The sequence below is a fragment of the Pseudomonas sp. NFACC25 genome (genome assembly GCF_900100935.1).
GTDB lineage: Bacteria > Pseudomonadota > Gammaproteobacteria > Pseudomonadales > Pseudomonadaceae > Aquipseudomonas > Aquipseudomonas marginalis.
Map to the genome: position 1 here is coordinate 41,202 of NZ_FMUC01000022.1, position 21,879 is coordinate 63,080.

At 60.7% G+C, this 21,879-nt stretch carries 18 protein-coding genes; 14 read left to right on the top strand and 4 right to left on the bottom strand.

What is annotated here, in order from left to right:
* The first annotated feature begins 3 nt into the window (after positions 1 to 3).
* The 9 genes from BLQ09_RS29575 to BLQ09_RS31735 all read left to right on the top strand — a co-directional run bounded on the left by BLQ09_RS29575 (position 4) and on the right by BLQ09_RS31735 (position 9,429).
* Positions 4 to 1,233: an MFS transporter gene (locus tag BLQ09_RS29575; RefSeq protein ID WP_027603121.1), complete on the top strand. Its 1,230-nt coding sequence runs from the start codon at positions 4 to 6 to the stop codon at positions 1,231 to 1,233.
* A complete protein-coding gene (gene cysC / locus BLQ09_RS29580; RefSeq protein ID WP_027603122.1) occupies positions 1,230 to 1,844 on the top strand; it encodes an adenylyl-sulfate kinase in 615 nt (204 codons plus the stop codon). The genes BLQ09_RS29575 and cysC overlap by 4 nt, the downstream gene beginning before the upstream one ends.
* 96 nt (positions 1,845 to 1,940) lie before the next feature.
* Positions 1,941 to 2,576 carry a CGNR zinc finger domain-containing protein gene (locus BLQ09_RS29585; protein ID WP_043293200.1) on the top strand — a complete coding sequence of 212 codons (636 nt, stop codon included), beginning with the start codon at positions 1,941 to 1,943 and terminating at the stop codon, positions 2,574 to 2,576.
* Between the two features lie 91 nt (positions 2,577 to 2,667).
* Positions 2,668 to 3,168 (top strand): sigma-70 family RNA polymerase sigma factor, encoded by a 501-nt coding sequence (locus tag BLQ09_RS29590; RefSeq protein WP_027603123.1) that lies wholly within the window; start codon positions 2,668 to 2,670, stop codon positions 3,166 to 3,168.
* Between the two features lie 29 nt (positions 3,169 to 3,197).
* Positions 3,198 to 4,151, top strand: coding sequence for a FecR family protein (locus tag BLQ09_RS29595; protein WP_043293201.1), 954 nt, complete (start codon positions 3,198 to 3,200; stop codon positions 4,149 to 4,151).
* Between the two features lie 97 nt (positions 4,152 to 4,248).
* Positions 4,249 to 6,654 carry a TonB-dependent siderophore receptor gene (locus BLQ09_RS29600; protein WP_092359596.1) on the top strand — a complete coding sequence of 802 codons (2,406 nt, stop codon included), beginning with the start codon at positions 4,249 to 4,251 and terminating at the stop codon, positions 6,652 to 6,654.
* A 771-nt stretch (positions 6,655 to 7,425) separates the two neighbouring features.
* A complete protein-coding gene (locus tag BLQ09_RS31730; protein WP_092359624.1) occupies positions 7,426 to 7,875 on the top strand; it encodes a hypothetical protein in 450 nt (149 codons plus the stop codon).
* Between the two features lie 291 nt (positions 7,876 to 8,166).
* Positions 8,167 to 8,322 (top strand): type III secretion effector protein, encoded by a 156-nt coding sequence (locus tag BLQ09_RS31195; RefSeq protein ID WP_098480019.1) that lies wholly within the window; start codon positions 8,167 to 8,169, stop codon positions 8,320 to 8,322.
* A gap of 186 nt (positions 8,323 to 8,508) precedes the next feature.
* The gene (locus tag BLQ09_RS31735; RefSeq protein ID WP_256569355.1) at positions 8,509 to 9,429 is read left to right on the top strand and encodes a type III secretion protein; all 921 of its coding nucleotides are present in this window, start codon (positions 8,509 to 8,511) and stop codon (positions 9,427 to 9,429) included.
* A gap of 10 nt (positions 9,430 to 9,439) precedes the next feature.
* Here BLQ09_RS31735 and BLQ09_RS29620 read toward each other — a convergent pair whose 3' ends face one another.
* Positions 9,440 to 10,591, bottom strand: a complete 1,152-nt coding sequence (locus BLQ09_RS29620; RefSeq protein WP_027603128.1) for an MFS transporter — start codon at positions 10,589 to 10,591, stop codon at positions 9,440 to 9,442.
* A 348-nt stretch (positions 10,592 to 10,939) separates the two neighbouring features.
* On the opposite strand from BLQ09_RS29620, the gene BLQ09_RS29625 reads away from it, so the two are divergent.
* The 5 genes from BLQ09_RS29625 to BLQ09_RS29645 all read left to right on the top strand — a co-directional run bounded on the left by BLQ09_RS29625 (position 10,940) and on the right by BLQ09_RS29645 (position 18,032).
* Positions 10,940 to 11,926, top strand: coding sequence for a diaminopimelate epimerase (locus tag BLQ09_RS29625; protein ID WP_092359598.1), 987 nt, complete (start codon positions 10,940 to 10,942; stop codon positions 11,924 to 11,926).
* Between the two features lie 310 nt (positions 11,927 to 12,236).
* Positions 12,237 to 14,258 carry a type VI secretion system Vgr family protein gene (locus tag BLQ09_RS29630; RefSeq protein ID WP_092359600.1) on the top strand — a complete coding sequence of 674 codons (2,022 nt, stop codon included), beginning with the start codon at positions 12,237 to 12,239 and terminating at the stop codon, positions 14,256 to 14,258.
* Positions 14,258 to 15,094, top strand: a complete 837-nt coding sequence (locus tag BLQ09_RS29635) for a DUF4123 domain-containing protein (protein WP_092359601.1) — start codon at positions 14,258 to 14,260, stop codon at positions 15,092 to 15,094. The genes BLQ09_RS29630 and BLQ09_RS29635 overlap by 1 nt, the downstream gene beginning before the upstream one ends.
* Positions 15,087 to 15,869, top strand: coding sequence for a hypothetical protein (locus BLQ09_RS29640; protein WP_092359602.1), 783 nt, complete (start codon positions 15,087 to 15,089; stop codon positions 15,867 to 15,869). Before BLQ09_RS29635 ends, BLQ09_RS29640 begins: the two co-directional genes overlap by 8 nt.
* Positions 15,870 to 15,881: 12 nt before the next feature.
* Positions 15,882 to 18,032: a lipase family protein gene (locus BLQ09_RS29645; protein ID WP_092359604.1), complete on the top strand. Its 2,151-nt coding sequence runs from the start codon at positions 15,882 to 15,884 to the stop codon at positions 18,030 to 18,032.
* Between the two features lie 8 nt (positions 18,033 to 18,040).
* Here the strand turns inward: BLQ09_RS29645 and codA are convergent, their stop codons facing one another.
* The 3 genes from codA to codB are packed head-to-tail and all read right to left on the bottom strand — an operon-like array spanning position 18,041 to position 21,768.
* On the bottom strand, positions 18,041 to 19,276 hold the full coding sequence (codA, locus tag BLQ09_RS29650; RefSeq protein WP_027603134.1) for a cytosine deaminase: 1,236 nt from the start codon (positions 19,274 to 19,276) through the stop codon (positions 18,041 to 18,043).
* Positions 19,277 to 19,303: 27 nt separating this feature from the next.
* On the bottom strand, positions 19,304 to 20,509 hold the full coding sequence (locus BLQ09_RS29655) for a PucR family transcriptional regulator (RefSeq protein WP_027603135.1): 1,206 nt from the start codon (positions 20,507 to 20,509) through the stop codon (positions 19,304 to 19,306).
* Positions 20,506 to 21,768, bottom strand: coding sequence for a cytosine permease (gene codB, locus BLQ09_RS29660; protein ID WP_027603136.1), 1,263 nt, complete (start codon positions 21,766 to 21,768; stop codon positions 20,506 to 20,508). The genes BLQ09_RS29655 and codB overlap by 4 nt, the downstream gene beginning before the upstream one ends.
* Positions 21,769 to 21,879: the final 111 nt, after the last annotated feature.

A 21,879-nucleotide genomic window follows, 5' to 3' on the forward strand; every position in this document is an offset into this window, starting at 1 on the left:
CTGATGAGCACACTGGTACACAGTAGCGCGCGCCCGTTGGACAGCGTCGTGCTGGCGGTGGTGTTGACCGGGTTCGTGGCCAGTACCTACGGGTTTGGTGTCTACCTGTTCGCCAACCTGGTGGTGGACATGCGCCGCGATATCGGTTTCGACTACACCACGGTGGGCCTGATCACTGGCGGTGCGCAGATCGGCTTCCTGCTGTTTTCATCGGTCACCAGTTATATCAGCCGTTTTTTCGAAGGCTGGAAAATCAGCCTGGTGTCGACGCTGATGACCTCCCTGGCGCTGTTGGGGCTGAGTGTCAGCAACAGTATCTGGCTGTCCGGGGCGCTGTTGATTTTGCTCGGCGGCTGCTCGGCCTCGGTGTACATCCCGTTGGCGGAGATTGTCACCAAGGGCTTCAGCCCGGGGAATCGCTCGCGGGTCATGGGGCTGATTTCCAGCGGCACCAGCTACGGCGTGTTCATCAATGGCTTGCTGGTGTCGTTCCTCACCCTGCAGGGCGGCTGGCGCTCGATCTGGCTCACCGCGGGCCTGATCTCGGTGGCCCTGTGCGTGGTGGCCTGGTTTCTGCTGCGCAACCTGGTGGCGGACAAGGGCGCCGGTTTTTCCGGGCCGCGTTCGACGGCGTTCGAGAGTCATGCACCTTGGTTGAGTCGCTCGCTGTACCTGACCTGGGCCATTGCGTTTTTGAACGGGATGGCGCTGTTGCCGTTCCAGACTTACCTGGCTCCGTTCCTGCGGGACGAGTTGGGAGTGTCGGTGCAGGACGCCGGGTTTGTCTGGACCACCATCGGTGCGGTGGGCATGGCCTCGGGCTTTCTGGTGGGGTGGATCGCCGACAAGGTGGGCGTCAGGGCGTCGCTGGCCATGTGCTTTCTGAGTGCGGGGCTGGCCGCCACCCTGGTGTTCAGTTTCAACAGCCTCCCGCTGTTCTACCTGGCGGCATTTTTGTTTGCGCTGGCGTTCTACCCCATCTTCGGGCTTGTCCCCAGCTACATCGGACAAATCGTGCCAGTCAGCCGACTGACCCAGGCATTCGGCATTGCCAATGTGCTGATCGGCCTGGGGGGCGTGTGCGGCAACTTCCTGGGCGGTTTCTCCAAGGACCTGACCGGCTCGTTCGCAACCGTCTACTGGGTGGTTGCGCTGTTGCTGTTCGTGCAATGCGTGATGGTGTTCCTGTTGGGTAAACCGCCTGTGGCGGGGACGGAGGGTGAGCGGCCATGAGTCATTTTGCGGAACGTCCAGAGCGGAATTTGCATGCGTTTGCGTTCAGCCATCTCGGCGCGGAACGCTCGCGTATGGGGCAGAAGCCCTTGGTCATCTGGATGACGGGCATCTCGGCGGCCGGCAAGTCGACGATTGCCGATGCGCTGGACAGCGCCTTGCAGGCACAGGGGCGCTTGACCTGCATCATTGACGGCGACTCGGTGCGCGACGGCCTGTGCCGCGACCTGGGTTTTACCGACAGCGACCGCGATGAGAATATCCGGCGGGTCGCCGAAGTGGCGCGCTTGATGCTGGACGCGGGGCTGGTGGTGATCGTGGCGCTGATCTCACCGTCGGCGGCCAGCCGGCACTACGCGCGCGCCATTGTCGGCAATGAGCATTTTGTCGAGGTGCATGTGGATGCGCCGCTGGAAACGGCGGAACAACGTGACCCTAAAGGCTTGTATAAAAAAGCCCGCCTGGGGCTGATCCAACATTTCACCGGGATTGATTCGAACTACGACGTGCCGATCTTTCCGGAAGTGCACGTGGACACCCAGGCGCTGTCGGTCGAACAGTCTGTCGCGACTATTCTCGATTGGATGGCCCGTAACGACGAGCGCACATAGCCGCTGGTCTTGGCGCCGCGGTGGCGGTGCCTGCACCTTCGGAAAACAAGGTAATCTGCGCCATCGCAGGCATACCGCGTTTTTTCAGGAGCAGGCATGACGCATTTCACCGGCACTGCAAAATCCATCCGTCTGATCGGCGGGGCCCAGGTGTTGGACTTCATCAATACCACCAACGGCCGCCGTCCTGGGTCGCCGCTCAAGGTCATGGAAGAGCGGCTCACCAGTTTTCAGTTTTTCTTTGAATGGGCGCTGCACGCCTCGTTGATCTCCGCCCAGGAGTTCGCTGAATACAAGGCCATGGTGTTTGAGTCGCCTATTTCCTACCAGCCGGATCTGGACGCCATCATTGCGTTCCGCGAATGCCTGTATGCCGTGTTTTACCCGTTGTCCTTGCGCCAGGCTGCGGCCGATGACGCCTTGCAGCAGATCAACCTGAATTTCCAGCAAGGCACCGCCTGGCGAGTGCTGCGCACGGTTGACGGGACGCCGGCCTGGGCGTGGAAAACCTGCACCTCTGCCCAGGAACTGAGTGCAATGTTGATCGGACGCCTGGCGATCGAGGCCACGCAATTGCTGGTGTCCGGTGATCTTCGTGCCTTGAAGTGCTGCACGGCCACCGACTGCGATTGGCTATTCCTGGATATTTCCAAGAACAAGCTGCGCAAATGGTGCCAGATGAGCGTGTGCGGCAGCCGGGAGAAATTGAGCCGCCTTAAACAGGCGCTTTAGTTGCCAGGCAATGTCGCGGTCGACGGGTAGCAATTGCTCCACTTAATAGGAAACATTACTATTCACGCCCCGCCTCCCCAGTGCCCTCGCGATGATCCCTCAGCCGCCCCGCAGAACAGGCTTTTTCGAGCACTACGAAGAGTTGATCGGCACCTGGACACGCCGCCTGAGAAACCGTCAGCAGGCCGAGGACCTGGCCCATGACACCTTTGTGAGAGTGCTGGAGACAACCGCCTCCCAGGTAGAGCAACCGCGCGCTTATCTGCATCAAACTGCGCGAAATATCGCCGTGGATGCCTACCGACGCGAAGACCGGCGGGAAGCCATGGCGTTGGAAGCCTTTGATCAGAGCCAGCCCCACGGCGGTGACCCGGAGCATTTCATGCACGCGATCCAGCTGGCGGACTCCATCGAGCGGGCATTGGCCGAGTTGCCGCTCAACTGCCGCAGGATCTTTATCTGGCAGAAGATCGAGGGCCTCACCCAGCAGGAGATCGCCGAGCGCCTGGGCTTGTCCAAGAACATGGTGGAAAAGTATATGATCCGCACCCTGCGGCATTTGCGTGAGCGCCTGGACGCGATGGCCCCATGACACACGCTCGCTCTGAAACAGGACCTTCCATGATGGATAACCGTGCCCGCGACGAAGCCGCGCAATGGTTTGTACGCCTGCAAGACGCTGGGTTGGACGCCACCGAGCGCGAGCGTTTCGATGCGTGGCGCAGTGAAAAGCCCGAACACCAATATGAATTCGATGTGCTGCAAGGCCTGTGGAGCGCCGCCGACCTGGTGCCCAAGGCCCGCTTGCAGGCGTTGGGCGAGGCGTCGGCCGAGCGTCCAAAACGTCGCGGCGTGTTGCGTTACGCCGTCGCGGCCAGTGTGGTCGCCGTGGCCTTGGGGCTCGGCTTGTTCAGCGGCCTTGATCATCCGAAGCCCTACCGGGCCGATTTCAGCACGCGCCTGGGTGAGCATCGCCAGGTGGCATTGCCCGACGGCTCGACGATGGATTTGAACAGCCGCAGTGTTGTCTCGGTGCACTACGAAAAAGGCCGCCGCAGTGTTGAACTCAAGCAGGGCGAGGCCATGTTCAGTGTCGAGCATGACACCCGCCGTCCCTTTGTGGTCGCCGCCGGTGCAGGGCAGGTGACGGTCACCGGAACGCGCTTTGATGTGCGTCGCGATGATGACCAGACCCGTGTGGTGGTCGAGGCCGGTACGGTGAAGGTGCAGGGGCGCTCGCCGAACGAGGGGGTGACGCTGACGGCGGGGCTGGGGACCCATATCAATGACCAAGGCCTGGTGGCAGCGTCCTACGCAGTGAATACCGAGGAACTGACGGCCTGGCGCAGCGGCAAACTGGTGTTCAACAACGCCTCCCTGGGTGAAGTCGCCCGTGAGGTGTCGCGTTATCGCGAGCGCCCGTTGCGCGTCAGCACACCCGCCGTTGGCAACCTGCGACTGACCAGTGTGTTCAAGGCCAATGATACCGATGCCTTGCTCAAGGCTTTGCCCCATATCCTGCCCGTGGCCCTGCGAACCCTGCCGGATGGCAGCCAGGAAATTATTTCGCGCTGAGATTCAGGTTTTTTCCGAGTTCTTCGTCTTCTCCTGCAGCTGCAACTGGTTTGCATTAACAGCCGCATACTCTTGCGATTACAGGACTGGGGTCGACGTGAAAAACTGTGCCGTTCACAACAATAAAATCTCCCGCTGGGCGCCGCTTGCCCTTGCGCTCGCTGTCAGTGCCGCAGTGCCGGCAGCCTATGCTGGCGACGCTATCCATATCCAGGCCCAACCCCTGGGGAGCGCGCTGAGCCAACTGGGGCAGCAGACGTCCCTGCAAGTGTTTTTCAGCCCCGACCTGGTCGCCGGCAAGCAGGCCCCCGCAGTAGATGGCAACCTGTCGGCGGAACAGGCCCTGCGCCAATTGCTGCAAGGCAGTGGCCTGGACTATCAGATCGACGCCGGTTCCGTGACCCTGCGCCCGCTCGGCAGCGGCGCCGGTGACGCCGGTTCGCCCCTGGAACTGGGTGCCACCGACATCAGGGTGGTCGGCGACTGGCTTGGGGATGCCAATACCGAAGTGGTGCAGAACCACCCGGGCGCGCGTACGGTGATTCGTCGCGAAGCCATGGTGGAGCAGGGCGCGATGAATGTCGGTGATGTGCTGCGTCGTATGCCTGGGGTCCAGGTGCAGGAATCCAACGGCACAGGTGGCAGCGATATTTCCCTCAATGTCGGCGTACGCGGGCTGACATCACGTCTGTCACCACGCTCCACCGTGCTGATCGACGGGGTGCCGGCGGCATTCGCGCCCTATGGCCAGCCACAACTGTCGATGGCGCCGATTACCGCCAGCAACCTGGACAGCATCGACGTGGTACGCGGCGCCGGTTCCGTGCGTTATGGGCCACAGAACGTCGGTGGCGTGATCAACTTCGTGACCCGCGCGATCCCCGAGAAATTCTCCGGTGAAGTCGGCACCACCCTGCAAACTTCAGCCCATGGTGGCTGGAAGCACATCGAGAGCGCTTTTATCGGCGGCACTGCCGAAAACGGCATCGGCGCTGCGCTGTTGTACTCCGGAGTGAATGGCAACGGCTACCGCAACAGCAACAACGGCAACGACATCGACGACGTGATCTTCAAGACCCACTGGGCGCCGACCGACCAGGACGACTTCTCGCTGAACTTCCACTATTACGACGCCAGCGCCGACATGCCCGGCGGGCTGACCCAGAAACAGTTCGATGCCAACCCGTACCAGTCGGTGCGCGATTGGGACAATTTCAGCGGGCGTCGCAAAGACGTGTCCTTCAAGTACATCCGGCAGATCGACGACCGGACCCAGGCCGAAGTGCTGACTTATTATTCCGACAGTTTCCGCGGCAGTAACATCGCTAACCGCGACCTCGCGACCCTCGGGTCCTACCCGCGCACCTACTACACCTTCGGCATCGAGCCGCGGGTGTCCCATGTATTCGACGTGGGCCCCAGCACCCAGGAAGTCAGCGTCGGTTACCGCTACCTCAAGGAAGGCATGCACGAGCAGGCCACCAGCCTGAACCTGATCAACAACGTGCCGACGCCGGGTGGCCGCAGCGATGGTCACGTCTACCAGGATCGCACCGGTGGCACCGAGGCCAACGCCTTCTATGTGGACAACAAGATCGATATCGGCAAGTGGACCGTCACCCCGGGCATCCGTTTTGAAGACATCCGCACCGAATGGCACGACCGTCCGGTCATCCCCCTTACGGGGCCCCGCACCCAGGAAAAACGCCGCGAGGTCCATAGCCGGGAACCGCTGCCGGCACTGAGCGTGATGTACCACCTTTCCGATGCGTGGAAATTGTTCGCCAACTACGAAACCTCCTTCGGCAGCCTGCAGTACTTCCAACTCGGACAAGGCGGCAGCGGCGACCAGACCGCCAGCGGCCTGAACCCGGAAAAAGCCAGGACCTATGAGGTCGGTACGCGCTACAACGACAGTGTGTGGGGCGGGGAACTCACGTATTTCTACATCGACTTCTCGGATGAGCTGCAATACGTCAGCAATGCCGTGGGCTGGACCAACCTTGGCGCCACCAAGCACACCGGCATCGAAGCGTCGGCCCACTATGACTTGTCGAACCTGGACCCTCGCCTGGACGGCCTGACCGCCAACGCCGGCTTCACCTACACCAAGGCTACCGCCGAAGGTGACGTACCGTTCAAAGGGCGCGACCTGCCACTGTATTCCCGGGAAGTGGCAACCCTGGGCCTGCGCTACGACGTCAACCACTGGACCCACAACCTGGATGTGTACGCCCAGTCCGGACAGCGTGCACCGGGTACCACCAGCACCTACATTACCCAGGGCACCGCCGATGGGCAGTACGGTGATATCCCGGGCTATGTCTCGGTCAACGTGCGCAGTGGCTACGACTTTGGCGAACAACTGTCGAACCTGAAGCTGGGGGTGGGGGTGAAAAACGTCTTTGACCAGCAGCACTACACCCGCTCCAGCGACAACAATGCCGGGCTGTACCTGGGCGAGCCGCGTACGTTTTTTGTACAGGCCAGCGTCGGGTTCTGACCTTTATCGGCTTGGAAAAGTCGCAGTCTTGCAAGAGGCTGCGATCGTTTGTCCTGTTTCTTACATCCTCGCAGCGCATATTGCGGCTGGTTCAGGAACCGTTTCCGACAGAATTGCCACACATGGGAAAGCTAAAGGGCTTCGACGTTGCGTTGGAGCGGCAAGCTGAAGATCGCGCCCACTGTAATGGAGAAAACTATGTCGGTATTGGTGTCCGATACACAGGCCTCTACCTCATCAACCTCTGACCTTTTGCAGGCCACTTCCAGGCCTGAGGTCAAAGCCCCTCGGCCAGCGACTGCCTCCAACGGCCAAACGGCTGCAAACGTCAGCTTCCTGCCTCGGGAAAACCAGAGGGGGCCCGTGTTCGGCGCGCCCTCTTCGCAGGCCCCCCGTCAGAGTGCTGCTGACAACGTGATGCGTCACTCCAGCGTGCCGGCTGCGCAGGGCCTGATGAATACGGTCAGACACTGGATGGGCCCTTGGTTTGGCTGGAATCGCCCACAACCAGGTCCTGGCTGCTGCAATCCGCCGCCGAGGCCGAATCCTGGCTGCTGCAGTCCGCCGCCGAGGCCGAGTCCTGGCTGCAGCAATCCGCCACCACGCCCCTATCCTAGCGTGGGTAAACCGTATCCACCCGCGCCGGGCTGGCCTGATCCGACGTACTCGCTGAAAAGCAATGACGAGTTGGCGCAACAGTTACGTGACAATTTCAATGCCTTCAGGGACCGCAGCAACCCTGGGTATGTCAGCGTTGACAGTATCTATGGGATGGCGAAAAAAACCTGGTCTCCCAATCCGGTCACGAACGCGAACATTCGCCTGGCCAACGAATTGCTACGACGTCCGGAAGTGTTGGGCGCCCTGGACCGGCACTCTTCTACCGGTGCACTGGATGGCCTGATCGACCGGCAAAATGTGAACATCGTGGTCAAGGGGGAAAACTACTTCAAGTACAAGACCGACAAGGAAATGGCCGGTGAAATGCTTGAGCATTTCGGCGAGTTGAAACGTAATCCCTGGGAGCGGGAGCTGAGCTTCAACCACCTGAGGAGCCTGGCGGCCCAGGAGCAGACAGGCGATTCGCCCATGGATCATCTGATCCAACTGTCCCAGGAAATGCTCAAGCGCAGTGACGTGTTGAGGAAAATGGACAATCTCGCCGGTCGTGATGATGACGGCCGGATCAGTTGGCAAGCGCTTTATCAGCTTTCCCGCTGACCGCCCGCCAGGCGCCGCCATTGAATGACGTGCCTGGCTCAATTTTGTCAGGAACTGTTTACGCCGACTGACCACATAGTTCATAGGCACCGGCCTTGATCAAACCGGTCGGCTTTCAGATTCCGTGTGGAGGGCTAGCAAATGACGTCAAGCTCGTTTCACCCGCCCCAGCCCAGCTGTCATGAGCTCTTTCGCAATACGGATGATGGCGATCCGACTGTACCCACGGGTGACATCGTTGCGCACGAGCCCCCGGCCCCGGCCGATGTGCATGCTGTCGAAGCCAGGCGCATGAGGGCTTTTGCCGGTCAGCGCAAATTCCAGGCGCCGGTCGAGGAAGACTTTTCCCGGGGCATGCTCGCGACCGGGCAGGTCGCGAGTGATGACGCCAAGGCCCCCAGATATTCCAGGCTGATCAATAGCCTGACGACCTGGTTGCGTCGGTAAGGGTGGGAATCTCCGTACCTTCTGGTCGTTGTTTACATGCTGTCATTGGTATTCATCGGTTGTCCGGAACTGTTGTGTTTGTCCAACCACACATGGGGTACTTGCCGGTGGAATCCATTCGCTGATTCCGTCTGGGGGTGGTGATCACCGGGCAGGTATGTATCGGAAACGCGTTGGAGAAAACCCATGACGATCGAGGGTGTACCCCCTCATGGTCTGCCCTTGGCACTGGACGAGCCGGCTTTACGGTCTACAGTGCCAGCGCCGCTCACGCCCTCTGGAACCTGGCAGGGGGCTGTTCCTGCGCGCCCCGACGGCGTGTCGCGGGTGCCTCTGGTGCTGCGCGGGACAACGTCGGTGCTGCGCCAGCGAGCGCTGCAGAACCTGCCCGCTGCTACGCGCGCGAACCTCGCCCAGCCCGGCGTAACGTCCACCGACAGCCAACTGGCGTTGGCCCTGGAAAAGGATTTTGGCAGGCTGTACCCCTTCCTGAACGACGGGCGTTTGACCTGCTCGTCATTGCAGTGTGTTGCAGACGAACGTATGGGGAAAAGCGAGGAGTTGGACCGGACGATTCAAGTGGTCAGCGAGATTCTCAAGCGCCCGCGGTTGAGCGATGCAATTTTGAGCCGCGACGGCGATATCACCCGGGACAGTCTCAGGGCGGCCGCCCAAACGCTACAGGGGAACAGCTCGCCAAGTGTGTTCAGCCAGGACCCGTTCCATGCCCAGGGCAATACCCAGGTGGTGCTGGCCCTGCAGGGCCAGTTCGAACAATTGAGGGATAAATCGCAGGATCGGACGTTCTTCTTTGAACAACACCAGTACGTTGAAATCGCCACGCTCAAGGCCGTCATGCAGGACCCGCATGCCGTTGATCAAGAGGGTGCGCCTGTGCTGGATCCTTCCTCCGGCATGCCCCGGCCCAGGTACAGCGAGCTCTGTGTCTACACGGCGAAGAACATTCTTGAGCGGCCAGGTCTGCTGCCTTCGCTGGTACGTGCGAACGGCACACGATTGTTTGGTCCACCGCAAAAGGACGGCTGGCTCAGTAACAAAAGCCTCGAGCGTTGGCTGGAACAGGACAAGGCCCGCAAAGCGCGCTGATGTGCGGGGGTCATACCTTGAGGACCTTGCCGCTCAGGGATACACCGGCGAGCAGTACTGCGATCAGCACAAAGGCACTGCTCAGGCTGCTGCCATGGGCAATGAAGCCGATCACTGCGGGGCCGGCAAGAATCCCGGCATACCCCAAGGTCGTGATGGCAGGCACGGCAATATGTTCCGGCATCACCGTTTGCTTGCCGACGGCGGTGTACAGCACCGGCACGATATTCGAGCAACCGGCACCTACCAGCGCATACCCCAGCAATGCGGTTTCCCAGGCTGGCAATAACGTTGCCAGCAACATGCCAGCAGTGGCCAGTGCACCACCGATCACGATCACGCGGGTTGCGCCCAGGCGCCGCACGATGGCATCGCCGGTCAGGCGCCCGGCAGTCATGGTCAGGGCGAAGGCTGCGTAACCCAGGCCGGCGTAGGCCTCGTCCAGACCGCGTTCGGCACTGAGGAACACGGCGCTCCAATCCAGTACGGCGCCTTCTGCCAAAAACACGATAAAGCACAGACAGCCGATGAACAGTACTACGCCGTGGGGGATCGCAAATGCCGGACCCGAACTTTCACTGCCGTAGGGCAACAAATGGGGCCCGGCCTTGAGCAGCGCCAGCGCCATGATGACGATCACCACCAGGGTCGCCTGCAGAGGTGACAGACCCAACCCCAGCAGCCCGGCAACCCCGGCCGCGCCGACGATCCCTCCCAGGCTGAACAAGCCGTGGAAGCCCGACATCATGGTTTTGCCACTGGCGCGCTCAACAATCACCGCTTGCAGGTTCACCGTGGAGTCCACCGTGCCAAGGCCCGCGCCAAACAGGAACAATCCGGCGATCAGTAACGGAATCGAGCTGACCGTGGCCAGCATGGGCAAGGCCAGGCAGATCATGATCGTGCCGGCGCTCAGCACACGTCGGCAGCCATAACGAGACGCCAGCGCACCGGCGGCCGGCATGGCGATGATAGACCCCACCCCCAGGCACAACAGCAGCAGGCCCAGGGTGCCTTCACTCAGTTCGGCGCGTGCTTTGGCGTATGGCACCAACGGCGCCCAGGCAGCAATGCCGAAGCCGGCGATGAAAAATGCGATACGGGTCGACATTTGTTCCAGCCGCCCGGGAACCACGGGTGCTGAGGTGGGGATGGCAGTCATGAAAAAATCCTTGGTTTTGCGTTCAGCGAACGATGTCCGGCGCGATATCCTTGCACATCAGGCCCTTGGGGGCGAGCCGGGTTCCCCCCCGAGATCAGCGGCGATGATTTCTTTTTGCAATTCGGGAACGCCATGGGCGTTGGCAACCACACACGAAGTGTCTTTGCAGAAGGCGTTCTGGAAGGTGTGTAATCCCTGTGGGAACTGGTGAACCCCCGGGTTTTTCACGGTGGATTACCACCTTCCAGGCCGCCTCCCACATACCCTGCATTGTGTAATACGCTGCTGGTCCAACCCTGTAGGCAACCGAGCGGACGCACCGATGAAGATTGCAAGGCAAGTGGCGCCATGACCCAGTTCTATGACGCACGTGGCAACATTTACGGGGTCGCCAGCCCGGCGTTTTTACGACAGCAGGGTATCGAGGTGCCCAATAACGCCGCACAGGCCGCGAGGACTCGCGAGGGTTGGGCTGCATCAGCCATAAGCTCCGAATGCGAGTGGGGTTCGATACCGCGCCCGGTCGATGCCAAGGCTCACCGCTGCGATGGCTTGCTGGTGGGCCCGTTCCAGGCCGAGCCGCCGTTTGACCTGTTGATCGTGAACACCGACGGCTCCCTGGCCGAGCGCAGTGGCAATGGGTTGACGATTTTTGCCCAGGCGCTTACTGACCAGGGCTTGATGACCGAGGCCTGTGATTTGCGCGTGCATCATGACCAGCCTGACGGGGTGTCGCCGTTGGTGACTCGGGTCGAGCCTGCTGTCTATGGGCACCGCTCTGGATTCTGGCTGGCATTGGGTTTGCCCGGGTTCGGGCCGTCGGCCGTGGGGGCGCAGGGGGTTGAGCAGGTGTTCCAAGGCGACATTGAACTGAGCCATGTGAAGGCGTTGGCGGCGATCAACCCACAGTGGGCGCACAGTCAGTTTGTGCGTGTGGGCAATCCTCATTGTGTGACCCTGGTCGAACACCTGTCAGCCTTGCCGGACAATCTGCAGATGCAACAGCCAGCGCTGTTCGAACCGTTGCAGGCAATTGCCTTCGCCCCCCCGGCAGGAAGCGGCGAGCCATGCTTGGCCGGCGTCAATTTGCAATGGGTCGCCAGGCAATCCGGCAACCGGGTGGTTGCCCGGGTGTTCGAGCGGGGAGAGGGCCCCACGGCGTCCTCCGGCACCAGCGCCAGTGCCGTCGCCTGTGCGGCGTGGCGAGCGGGTTGGGTTGAGGGGGGTGAAGTCGCGGTGGTGATGCCGGGTGGCACTGCGCCGGTACGTTTGCATACCCAGGTCGATACGCTGCTGAGCGTCAGTCTGTTCGGGACTGCACTGCCTCGGGCATGAAGTCTTTTGAGCAGTTGACGCCCTGAGTGGGTGTCAGCTGTTTCGCTATTGATTAATTGATCAGATAAAAGTTGGTGTAGGGCATTTCTTATGTTTAAGAAGTGGCTCATTGACTCGATTTATTATTTTGTAAAAGACACTTCAATCTCAGTCGTACGAAACTTCTTTTTTATTTTTTCGGGGCCGATTTTTTCCTGGAAACGCTAAGCTTCAAGGCGTTCAGGCGCTTTTCCTCGGCAACTTATTTCATGTTTGGCGGGGGAGGTATCTCAGTCCGGTAATAACTATCGATATTGGCGGGTAACAACGGATGGTTAACGCGTTTGTTTCGTCACGTTTCAAATTAATCCTTCCAGGCATAAAGACTGACTTTCAAGTACTGGCGTTCAACGGTCAGGAGGTGCTTGATCAGCCGTTTTTCATCCAGGTGCAGGTGGTCAGCGAAAACCCTTCGCTGGACCTGGAGTCACTGCTCCACCAGCCTGCCTACCTGGTTTTCGGCGATGCGAATGAAGGCCTGCACGGGCAGGTTTACGCGATTGGCCGCGACGACCCCGGGCGGCGGCTCACCCGCTATCACCTGACATTGGCGCCGAGTCTCGCCTACCTTGCCCATCGACGCGACCAGCGGATTTTCCAGCAGCGCAGTGTTCCGCAGATCATCGCGGCAGTCCTCGAACACCACGGCATCCTGGCCGACCGCTACGCCTTTGAGTTGGGGCCGGTGGTCTACCCGCCGCGGACGTTCTGCGTGCAATACGCGGAAACCGACCTGCATTTCATCCAGCGGCTGTGTGAAGAGGAGGGCATTCACTACCACTTCCGTCACAGCGAGCACCAGCATGTGCTGGTGTTTGGCGACGACCAGACCGTATTTCAGCGCCTGCCTGCGCAGCGTTATTCAGCTGCCGGCGGCCCGCTGGCCGAGACACGGGTTATCCAGCGTTTCGACGTACGCCTGGCGACCCGCAGCCAGCGAACGGTGCGTCGTGATCATGACTTCGAGCATCCGTCCTTATGCCTGCAAGACAGCGCGGGTTCTGCCTCAGCGCAACCCCTTGAGGACTACCGCTACCCGGCTGGGTTTACCGGCCATGCACGGGGGGCTCGCCTGGCGCGCAGGGGGTTGGAGCGCCTTCAGATCGGCCGATATCGTGCATTGGGCAAGAGCGACCAAGCGGTGCTGCGCAGTGGGCACTTTCTTGAGCTGCACGACCATCCGGATCCGGCCTGCAATGATTTATGGTTGATCACTTCGGTCCGTCACGAGGGTTATCAACCGCAGGTGCTGGAGGATGCGACTGGTGAGGAGGTGGATGCATTCCAGGGGTATCGCAACCGTTTCACCGCGACACCCTGGAGTGCGCCGTATCGACCCCCTCTCAAGTACCCCAAGCCGACCATCCACGGCACCCAGACCGCCACGGTGACCGGGCCTGCCGGCGAGGAGGTGCATTGCGATGCATACGGCCGGGTGAAAGTACGGTTTCACTGGGACCGACTGGACAAGAGCGATGACACAAGCAGTTGTTGGGTGCGGGTGGCATCGGGTTGGGCCGGAGACGGGTTTGGCGCAACGATGATCCCGCGGGTGGGCATGGAAGTGCTGGTGACGTTCCTGGAGGGCGACCCGGACCAGCCGCTGATCAACGGTTGCCTGGCCAATGCGTTGCACATGCCGACCTATTCCTTGCCGCAACACAAGACCCGAAGCGTCTTGCGTAGTCGCAGCACCCCGGGCGGAGGCGGCGGCAACGAATTGCACCTGGAAGACCGCCGTGGCAAGGAGCTCATCTACCTTCGTGCCCAGCGGGACCTGGAGCAGCAGGTGGGGCATGACAGTCGCCTGGAAGTGGCCGGTGAGCGGCGTGAAATCATTCGAGGGTTAAGTACGGCGCACCTGGAAAGCGAGGAGCATCGTCACGTCACCGGTGACCGCAAGGTTGCACTCAACGCCAGCGATCATCTGGACGTGCAGGGCGACAGCCGGACCTATGTCGGGCAAACCCTGATGATTGAAGCCGGGCAACAGGTGCATCTCAAGGCCGGCGCCAGCCTGGTTATCGACGCGGGCGTACAACTGAGTTTCAAGGCCGGCGGAGAGCACCTGGTGATCCAGGCAGGCGGCATTTTCAGCAGTCGGCCCATCACCCTCGGTGGAACCCCGTCCGCGACCAGGTCGGCGAACGCCCTGTTGGTTGCGCAGAGCCCGAAAATCTCCGCCACACAGGGCGCCATCATGCACTTGGCCAGGCAACTGGATGCGGACTTCTGCCCGCTATGCGAGGACTGCCGCGAAGGCCTCTGCACTGTCGGCGGGAGGGCGGCCTGATGGAAAACCTTCCAAGCCGATGGATGAGCCAACAGCAACAGGCGGGGCACAGGCTGTGCCTGATGCTTGAGGGAAATCACGCAGCGTGCCAGCCAATGTTGGCGGCACGCGGTTTTCCAGCGTACTGCCGCCTCTACGCACAAACCCCACTGGCGGAAATGGCCATGGCTGGCCCCGTGATCCTGTTGCTGGATCAGGTAGGGGAGCCCGCGTTGCTCGATCTTCTGCAAGAACCAGAGATGAATTGGGGCTGGCTGGGCAGCTTGCCAGACGCGGACCTGACGGACATGTCCCGGCATTGGCGCGACCGGCTGCTGGTCGGACCGGAGAATAACCGGACGCTGTACCGCCTTCACGACAATCGTACGTTGGCGCGCGCACTGAACCATCTGGGCCTTGAACACTGGCCAGCATTCCTCGGCCCACTGATCAGTGTGTGCTACTGGCATGAAGGCAGTTGGCACTGTGGCGACAACCCTGCCCCCGGTGACTATCCGGTGCCCGAGCCAGCCCCCTGGCTGAACACGCCCAACCCGAATGCCAGCGCCATCCTGCACGCCAATATCCTGCGTTACCTGCTGGCTGAACGCAGTGAAGATCTGGCGGCATTGGTTGAGTTCCAAGACCCCAGGGTCTGGCTGACCCAAGTGTTGGAACAGGCTCGCAGTTGGCGATGGAGCCAGCCGGAACAGTTGGAGTTTCTGGTCGTGCGACGGTTGGAAGAGGCCACTCGCAGCAGTGGGATTCGTTGGCAGCCGACGGTTGGAGAAACACCGCAGGATCACTTTGAACGAGTTAAGCAGCAGTGGCTCATGTTGGAGAACAAGGATGAGTAAGCGTGTATGGGGCGTGCTGCTTGCACTGGCAACGGCGGGACTTTCGGGGTGTGCGATGAAGCCGGTTGATCGCTTTACGTTGGAGGTGGATTTACCGGCGGAATTTGAACTTAAAACTGCCGCCAACTACGGGCCCGCAACGGGTGAGACCTGCACCTTGCCAAGGCGCCGAGGCAAGAGGCCGGAGAGGAAGGTTTTTTTTACCGAGTACAAACCGGTGGCAAGTCGGGCGAGTTATGAGTTACCGCTGAGTGAAACGGTACAGGGGTGTCCGCTGGTATTACGCAATGTGGAGTTTGATTTTTACGCTAAGTGGGGTACGCGGGATTCGGATGTTGGCGGGGATATTGCGGGGATTTCGATTCGGGATCGTCTGGAGGGTGATAGGCCTGGAATGCCGGAGTCGGGAGTTCAGGAACTGTCTTGGCAATGTCAGTGGTTGTTTCGGACTGTGGGGCCGATACATGCGATCAGAAAGGTTCTGAACTGTAATTCGCTGGGCGCTACAGGGCAAAGATATAAAACTCACTCGAACGGTATTTTTTCGCGAGATGAGTTGGGTGGGAAAAAGGTAGTGATAAAGCTGAACCTCATTAGTGAGGAACGACCTTATATGGGCGATAACTGGGTTCGTTTTTCTCAAGGGTGGAAACGCTGTCGAGGCAAAAGCTTTGAGGACCAGTACGCGTTTTGTGGGGGTAACACTACAGATTTCAAATCCTTCAAAATGCCCGATGGGCGTGTATGTGACATATATCCAAGTTGCAGTGAATAAGGATGTTCAGGCATGACGATAGAACAATGGAAAAAACCGTTTTTTAACGAAAAAATTCCCGCCTGTACGCTGCGTGGAGACTGGCTGAGTTTTTGTCTAGTGGACGAGTCCGGTGACGGGAAAGCCTATGGAGGGCTCAACTATGAAATTTTTGACAGTGCAGGGCAGCGATACGCAGGCCGTTTGAATGGAGATGGTTTTGTACGATTAGAGGGGCACTGCCGTGGTCCTGTAGTGTTGGTTTTCGATGCTATGTATCAGGAGTTGGGGAGCTACTATTCGACATTGCAGAGGCGAGAAAAGTATCCGTTACCCATCACCGACCTTCAGGTCAGAGCTGAACAAACGAAATTTTCAAAATCCAGCGGTGAGCAAACCGAGAGCAATTCTGCGCGGCAGAAAGCTGACCACTTTTATCAGGTTGAAGTGAGCGACTTGGTTCGTCAGGGCTCCCATCTACCTGCCGTGACACCCACTGCTTACCGACCCAAACGCCATGCCCTAAAAATGATGGCTGATCTGGGGTTCGGTCCGTCCCAACCCTCCTTATCAGGGGTGGTGTTGTTCCCGAGCAATCACACTGTTCTCGAAGTACGTCCACTGCGAGCCCTGCGTCCAATGCTATCCACGGAAGACCGCTTCTGTGCCTTGAACCTGTACCAATTGGCACTGTTTGCGGCGTTGAGTTACTGCGATTTTGGCCAGGAGCCCCCAGACAAACCATTTGATCAAGTGCGCTTTCCACTGGATCCCAGTGTTGGAAATTTGTTTGCTGAACAACTATCTGGGTTTCACCAAGCCTGGCGAGTTGATCCGGAGCAAGTGCGACGTTTTTATCCGCTTTATGAGGATGTACCTTACTCACGGCGTTTTGAAATTCTTCCCTTCGATCCTGAGCTGTATCCGCAAAATCGTCCGGAGTTGGAGGAAAAACAGGAACACCCTGCGCATTTGCACTTCTTCGATGACGAAAAAGGCGGTACTGATACCCAGGCTTTCATAACCCACCACGATGAGGTCATCCTGATAGCGGTGCGTGGCACCGCCAGCCCATCTGATGGATTGCGAGATGCCAACGCCCATCAAGTGCCCTTCATCGATGGCGTAGGCAAGGCGCATGAGGGATTTTATCAGGCTTACCGAGCGGTACGTAACTTCGTGCTGCGATACCTCGACCAGTTTCATGTCGGGCAACGAATAGTTATATGTGGTCACAGCCTTGGCGGCGCCATCGCGTTGCTTCTGGCTGAGGGGCTGCGCCGAATTTCCGACGCTCACTACAACATCCTCCTCTACACCTACGGCGCCCCCCGCGCCGCCGATGCCGAGTTCACTGCCGGCGCTTCCGCGTTGGTGCACCACCGCATCGTCAACCACAACGACCCGGTCCCCAGCGTCCCGGCGCCTTGGATGAACACCACCGCCAAACTCTGGATCCCCGGTGCCGTCACGCTATTCAGCGCCCCCACGGCCGGGGGCCTGTTGTTCGCCGCCGGCCTGGTGCGTATTGGCGGCAACCCCTACCAACACCACGGCGATCAACAGCACTTCATGCCGATCGTGCTCCCGGACGGTACGCATTCGTCCGTGCTGTGGAAGCCGGGCTGCGAGTCCATTGAAGAAGCCGGCCGCAACCGGGCATGGCAAACGCGCGGTGACATGCCCGATCGCGAAGGCCTGATCAAACAGTTGGTGCAATACAAGCAGCATTTCATGACCGCCAGCTACATCCCGGCCGCCTGGGCGACGTTGCGTCGCTGGCAACAGGCTGTGGATAGCAACGGTCCTCTGGTGACCCAACGGGAGTTTGAACTGCTCGACCACGCCCTTGCGACCATGGGCAAGCAACTGCAAGACAAGCGGCGTGAACTGACTCGACAGCGCCCGGCCAACGACCGTGCCTATGAATACCATGAGCCGCTGAACGCTGAGATCGACCGCCTGTACACCAGTCGCGAACGCCTGCAAACCCTGCGCTGGCGTCGTCTTGAAGCGCGTGATGTCTACGGCAGCCATAGCCACTGCTCCAACCTGCAACCCAGTCTCAAGCGCTGGTTCCGCCATCGTGAAAACCAGGCGTTGCCTCAGGTCGCGAGCATCCCTCCCGCTGCGCAGAGTGAGCTGGGGAGGGCACAGCCGCTGGATCTCGACTCAATCGTCTGACTGGGTGCTTAGACAAACTCCACCTGCGCGGGCTGGCGCTTCATCAACACCTTGCCGTGGCGAATCGAATACAGCGGCAGCCCTTGGCTGCGAATCACCTCGTAGTCGCTGTCGGCCGAGAGGATCAGCAGGTTGGCCGGGCGCCCGGCTTCAAGGCCGTAACGGTCACCCAGGGCCATGGCCTTGGCGCTGTTGTCGGTCACCAGGTCGAGGGCGCTTTGCAGGTTGCGGTAGCCGAGCATATGGCAGATGTGCAAACCGGCTTCCAGTACGCGCAGGATGTTGCCGTTGCCCAGCGGGTACCAGGGATCGACGATGGAGTCCTGGCCAAAGCATACGTTCATGCCGGCCTCCAGCAGCTCGTTGACCCGGGTGACACCACGGCGTTTCGGGAAGCTGTCGAAGCGACCCTGCAGGTGGATGCTTTCGGTGGGACAAGAGACGAAGCTGATCCCGGAGTGCCCCAGCAGGCGGAACAGTTTGGCGCAGTAGGCATTGTCGTAGGAACCCATGGCCGTGGTGTGGCTGGCGGTGACGCGGGCGCCCATGTCGCGGCTGCGGGCTTCTTCGGCGAGTACTTCGAGGAAGCGTGAGTGCGGGTCGTCGGTTTCGTCGCAGTGCACATCCACCAGGCAGCCGGTGCGTTCGGCCAGGTCCATCAGGAACTTCACCGAACTCACGCCTTGGTCGCGGGTGTATTCGAAGTGGGGGATGCCGCCGATCACATCGGCGCCCAGGCGAATGGCTTCTTCCATCAGTTCGCGGCCGTTGCGGTACGACTCGATGCCTTCCTGGGGAAAGGCGACGATTTGCAGGTCGATCAGGTGCGAGCTTTCTTCGCGCACTTGCAGCATGGCCTTGAGCGCCGTGAGGTCGGGGTCGGTGACATCGACATGGGTGCGTACATGCTGGATGCCGTGGGCGGCGAGGGCCTGGATGGTCTTTTTGGCGCGTGTCCTGGTGTCTTCCTCGGTGATGGTGGCCTTGCGTTCGCCCCAGCACTCGATGCCTTCGAACAGGGTGCCGCTCATGTTCCAGCGCGGTTCGCCGGCGGTGAGGGTGGCATCAAGGTGAATATGCGGTTCGACGAAGGGCGGTATCACCAGGTTGCCGGCTGCATCCAGGTCATTGGGCCCCACTGCCGGCGCTGTTGTTTGTGGGGTGATGCTGGCGATCCGGCCGTGTTCCAGGTGCAGATCATGCAGGCCTTCACGGTTGCGCAGGCGGGCGTTGATGATGTGCATGGGCAAGTTCCTCTTGGCTAAAAACAATCAGGCAGACAGCCGCCAGATCATCAGGGCGATGCCGATGTCCAGGCGGTCATAAGCGTTATCCAGTGTCAGACCGCACAGGGCTTCGATGCGCTGGACACGGTGCGTCAGGGTATTGCGGTGCAAGGCCAGGCGCTGGGCGGCAGCCACAAGGTTACCATTCTCGTGAAACCAGGCTTCCAGGGTCGGCATCAGGCTGGGGCCGTGGTGCAGGTCGTGACGCAGCAGCGGGCCCAGGCGTTCATTGAGGAACTGGTCGAGCAGGGCGCGATCACGGACACCGCTGAGCAGCTTGAGCACGCCCAGTTCGTCATACACGCATAGCCCGGCACGCTCGCTGAAGCGTCGTGCCGCCACCAATGCCTGGCGTGCTTCGTCCTGCGCCTGGGCCAGGCGCGCGGGTGGGTGTGCAGCGGCGCTCAGGCCGATAAACAATTTCAGCGGCGCCAGGCGCAGGTTGAGCGGGTTCAGCCAGTTGGCCAGTTGCTGGCGGTTGGCCAAGGCCGTGACGGCATCCGGTGCCGGCAGCAGCAGGGTCCATTGTCCGGCGCGCCCCAGTACCGGCAGTACCGCCGATAATTGACGCAAGCGCCGACTGATACCGTCGTGTTGTCGCGCCAGCTGTGCCTCCACCTGTGCCGCGTCCCCCTGGGCAAACAGCAGCTCACTGCCTTCCAATTGCAGCTGGGCGACCTGCCAATGCCCGGCCATTGGCATATTCAATTGCACGGCCCGATGCAGCAGCAAATCCAGGGATTGATAATCCCCGCTCAGCAAGCGCTCCAGCACGTCGTGCCGCGAGCGTCCCAGTTGCTCGGACTGGATCAGCGCCGAACCAATCGCCTGGGTCACCAGCACCATTTTCAGCGAGTAGGGCTGCTCGATCAGCGGCATGCCGGCGGCTTCGGCGGCGTCGAGCAAGCGCTGGGGAATCGCCTGGATATACGCCGCTCCCGTCAGGATCACCAACCCGGCCACTTGGCGCTGGCAGGCTTCGTCCAGCAGTTGCAGGAGGTTGGCCTCATCCCGTGGGTGGTTGATGCCGGTGACGAACACCAATTCACCGCCCAGCACCCACTCGGCGATCCCGCTGTTTTCCGCCACATAAGGCCAACGCACGACGTTATCCAGGGCGGCAGCGCCGGCGCGCAGGCGCATGGATTCCAGCCCCGGCAACGCCAGTACCTCCGCAATGGTCAGGCTCATGCCCGGGCATCAGCCAAAGGCACGCGCAGCACGGCGGTGAGTGCGACGTAGGTCAGCGACGCGGCTGCGATGCCCACCAACGGCGCGACCCACGGCGAGTTGAACGCCAGCACGGTACCCACCGCGTACGCCACCAGCCCGGCCCAGTTGAAGGCTGGCAGGCGCGCATCCGCCAGGCGCGGGTAGTGGCCGCGCCAGCGGTAGAAGAAGTCCGCCATGATCACCCCGCCAATCGGCGGAATCACCGTACCCAGCAGGATCAAGTAGGGCACCAGCATGTCGTACATGCCCAGCAACGCCAGCAAGGTGCCGATCACCGCACCCGTCAAGGTCACGGTTTTGCGCCGCTTGGTGCGCAGCAGGTTGCAGCCGGCCACGGCGAAGTTGTAGATGGTGTTGTCCTGGGTGCTCCAGATATTGAGCAGCAACATGGCCATTGCCGCCATGGCGAAGCCTTGCAGCAGCAACACTTCGACCACGTCGGGCTGTTGGTAGACGATCGCGCCATAGGCGCCGATCAGCACCATCAAACCATTGCCGATAAAGAACCCGATCAGGCTGGCCAGCACCGCGACCTTGGCCGAGCGGGAAAACCGCGTCCAGTTGGTGGCCTGGGTGGCGCCGCTGACGAACGTGCCGAACACCAGGGTGATCGCGGTGGACAAATCCAGCTCGCCGGTCGGCACCACCGCCAGCAGCCCGTCCAGCCCGCCGACTTTCACCGTGGCGACCCACATCGACAGCAACAGCAACAGGCCCATGGCCGGCACCGCGATGTAGGAAAGGATCTCCAGCCCGCGATAACCCACGTAGGCCGTGGCGCAGAACACCAGGCCGAACAGCACCATCAACGCCAGCACGCTGCCCTGGCTCAGCTCGAAATACTTGCCCAGCACCACGGCCGCCGTGGCGGTGCCCCAGGCGTACCAGCCGATCTGGGTGAACCCGAGGATCAAGTCACTGAGCTTGCTGCCCACCTCGCCAAAGCAGAAGCGGCCCATCAACACCGAGTTCAACCCACTCTTGAACGCGATGTAACCCAGGCCTGCGGCGTAGATACCCAACAGCAGGTTACCCAGGGCCACCACGCCGAGCATCTCGGTGAAACTGAACGCCACCCCGAGCTTGCCGCCGGCAAACATGGTCGCGGTAAAAAAGGTAAAGCCCAGCAGCACCATGGCGGTCGACGCCAGGCCTTTGCGCGCATGCATGGGGACTTCGCTTAAGGGGTAATCGTTGCCCGGTTCTTGCTGCGTCATGTGCGTGCTCCCTGAATGAGTGACGCAGGCCTGTTGCACCGGGCGTGCCAAATCACCGGCAGTGACAGGCGCACGGTCGCCGCTGTGCACCGTGCACAGTATTTATAGCCA

Excerpts from the sequence above, each read along its gene's own strand:
- BLQ09_RS29630 (WP_092359600.1), top strand. The coding sequence starts at position 12,237 with ATGGTTAACGCGTTTGTTTCGTCACGTTTCAAATTAATCCTTCCAGGC.
- BLQ09_RS31735 (WP_256569355.1), top strand. The coding sequence starts at position 8,509 with ATGACGATCGAGGGTGTACCCCCTCATGGTCTGCCCTTGGCACTGGAC.
- BLQ09_RS31730 (WP_092359624.1), top strand. The coding sequence starts at position 7,426 with ATGGCGAAAAAAACCTGGTCTCCCAATCCGGTCACGAACGCGAACATT.
- BLQ09_RS29585 (WP_043293200.1), top strand. The coding sequence starts at position 1,941 with ATGACGCATTTCACCGGCACTGCAAAATCCATCCGTCTGATCGGCGGG.
- cysC (WP_027603122.1), top strand. The coding sequence starts at position 1,230 with ATGAGTCATTTTGCGGAACGTCCAGAGCGGAATTTGCATGCGTTTGCG.
- BLQ09_RS29590 (WP_027603123.1), top strand. The coding sequence starts at position 2,668 with ATGATCCCTCAGCCGCCCCGCAGAACAGGCTTTTTCGAGCACTACGAA.
- BLQ09_RS29620 (WP_027603128.1), bottom strand. The coding sequence starts at position 10,591 with ATGACTGCCATCCCCACCTCAGCACCCGTGGTTCCCGGGCGGCTGGAA.
- BLQ09_RS31195 (WP_098480019.1), top strand. The coding sequence starts at position 8,167 with ATGAGGGCTTTTGCCGGTCAGCGCAAATTCCAGGCGCCGGTCGAGGAA.
- BLQ09_RS29655 (WP_027603135.1), bottom strand. The coding sequence starts at position 20,509 with ATGAGCCTGACCATTGCGGAGGTACTGGCGTTGCCGGGGCTGGAATCC.
- BLQ09_RS29645 (WP_092359604.1), top strand. The coding sequence starts at position 15,882 with ATGACGATAGAACAATGGAAAAAACCGTTTTTTAACGAAAAAATTCCC.
- BLQ09_RS29625 (WP_092359598.1), top strand. The coding sequence starts at position 10,940 with ATGACCCAGTTCTATGACGCACGTGGCAACATTTACGGGGTCGCCAGC.
- codA (WP_027603134.1), bottom strand. The coding sequence starts at position 19,276 with ATGCACATCATCAACGCCCGCCTGCGCAACCGTGAAGGCCTGCATGAT.
- BLQ09_RS29595 (WP_043293201.1), top strand. The coding sequence starts at position 3,198 with ATGATGGATAACCGTGCCCGCGACGAAGCCGCGCAATGGTTTGTACGC.
- BLQ09_RS29635 (WP_092359601.1), top strand. The coding sequence starts at position 14,258 with ATGGAAAACCTTCCAAGCCGATGGATGAGCCAACAGCAACAGGCGGGG.
- codB (WP_027603136.1), bottom strand. The coding sequence starts at position 21,768 with ATGACGCAGCAAGAACCGGGCAACGATTACCCCTTAAGCGAAGTCCCC.
- BLQ09_RS29640 (WP_092359602.1), top strand. The coding sequence starts at position 15,087 with ATGAGTAAGCGTGTATGGGGCGTGCTGCTTGCACTGGCAACGGCGGGA.
- BLQ09_RS29575 (WP_027603121.1), top strand. The coding sequence starts at position 4 with ATGAGCACACTGGTACACAGTAGCGCGCGCCCGTTGGACAGCGTCGTG.